Consider the following 1993-nt stretch of genomic DNA (forward strand, 5'->3'; position numbering starts at 1 on the left):
AGGTTACCCCACCGACTTCGGGTGTTACAAACTCTCGTGGTGTGACGGGCGGTGTGTACAAGGCCCGGGAACGTATTCACCGCGGCATGCTGATCCGCGATTACTAGCGATTCCAGCTTCATGCAGGCGAGTTGCAGCCTGCAATCCGAACTGAGAATAGATTTATGAGATTGGCTTCACCTCGCGGCTTCGCTACCCTTTGTTCTATCCATTGTAGCACGTGTGTAGCCCAGGTCATAAGGGGCATGATGATTTGACGTCATCCCCACCTTCCTCCGGTTTGTCACCGGCAGTCACCTTAGAGTGCCCAACTGAATGCTGGCAACTAAGGTCAAGGGTTGCGCTCGTTGCGGGACTTAACCCAACATCTCACGACACGAGCTGACGACAACCATGCACCACCTGTCACTCTGTCCCCCGAAGGGGAACGCCCTATCTCTAGGGTTGTCAGAGGATGTCAAGACCTGGTAAGGTTCTTCGCGTTGCTTCGAATTAAACCACATGCTCCACCGCTTGTGCGGGCCCCCGTCAATTCCTTTGAGTTTCAGCCTTGCGGCCGTACTCCCCAGGCGGAGTGCTTAATGCGTTAGCTGCAGCACTAAAGGGCGGAAACCCTCTAACACTTAGCACTCATCGTTTACGGCGTGGACTACCAGGGTATCTAATCCTGTTTGCTCCCCACGCTTTCGCGCCTCAGCGTCAGTTACAGACCAGAGAGCCGCCTTCGCCACTGGTGTTCCTCCACATCTCTACGCATTTCACCGCTACACGTGGAATTCCGCTCTCCTCTTCTGCACTCAAGTCCCCCAGTTTCCAATGACCCTCCACGGTTGAGCCGTGGGCTTTCACATCAGACTTAAAGGACCGCCTGCGCGCGCTTTACGCCCAATAATTCCGGACAACGCTTGCCACCTACGTATTACCGCGGCTGCTGGCACGTAGTTAGCCGTGGCTTTCTGGTTAGGTACCGTCAAGGTACCGGCAGTTACTCCGATACTTGTTCTTCCCTAACAACAGAGCTTTACGACCCGAAGGCCTTCATCACTCACGCGGCGTTGCTCCGTCAGACTTTCGTCCATTGCGGAAGATTCCCTACTGCTGCCTCCCGTAGGAGTCTGGGCCGTGTCTCAGTCCCAGTGTGGCCGATCACCCTCTCAGGTCGGCTACGCATCGTCGCCTTGGTGAGCCGTTACCTCACCAACTAGCTAATGCGCCGCGGGCCCATCTGTAAGTGACAGCCGAAACCGTCTTTCAGCTTTTCCTCATGAAAGGAAAAGGGTTATCCGGTATTAGCTCCGGTTTCCCGAAGTTATCCCAGTCTTACAGGCAGGTTGCCCACGTGTTACTCACCCGTCCGCCGCTGACTTCAGGGAGCAAGCTCCCATCCGTCCGCTCGACTTGCATGTATTAGGCACGCCGCCAGCGTTCGTCCTGAGCCAGGATCAAACTCTCCAAAAAAGAGTATGAGTTTAGCTCATAATTTAAAACGTTGGCTAGTGATCTTCATAAATGAAGTCACTATAAATATTGTTTGTTGACGCTTGTTTGTTTAGTTTTCAAAGAACAATAACCGTCATCCGTTGATCGAATCAGCGGCGACAAATACTATCTTACCATAATGTTTCGTTGTTGTCAACTTCTGCGAAGTATTTATTTTTGACGAACACGATCAATTTCGGATCGCCCAACAACATAATCTATCATATCATGTTATTTCGCTTGTGTCAACTTCTACGAAGTTTATGTTTTTTGTTTCATCCGCTCTATGATGGCAGCTTCCCTATAGTAACACCACCGGTGTTTCCTATCAAACGAAACTTTTGCCATTTTTAAGCGAAAAAAAAAGACGTTTATCAAAGTCTTTTTTCGCCTGGCAGCGTCCTACTCTCACAGGGGTAAAACCCCAACTACCATCGGCGCTGAGAAGCTTAACTTCCGTGTTCGGTATGGGAACGGGTGTGACCTTCTCGCTATCGCCACCAGACTATTTTGA

Annotated in this window: 2 rRNA genes; both read right to left on the reverse strand. The window is 51.1% G+C overall.

Features of this window, described 5'->3' with window-relative positions:
* Positions 1-1458: ribosomal RNA gene (locus tag HRJ06_RS22930) — 16S ribosomal RNA — on the reverse strand; the annotation flags it as partial.
* A gap of 410 nt (positions 1459-1868) precedes the next feature.
* Positions 1869-1984: ribosomal RNA gene (rrf, locus tag HRJ06_RS22935) — 5S ribosomal RNA — on the reverse strand.
* Between the last annotated feature and the right edge of the window lie 9 nt (positions 1985-1993).

Source organism: Mesobacillus harenae, assembly GCF_013343715.1.
Classification (GTDB): Bacteria; Bacillota; Bacilli; order Bacillales; family Cytobacillaceae; genus Mesobacillus_A; species Mesobacillus_A harenae.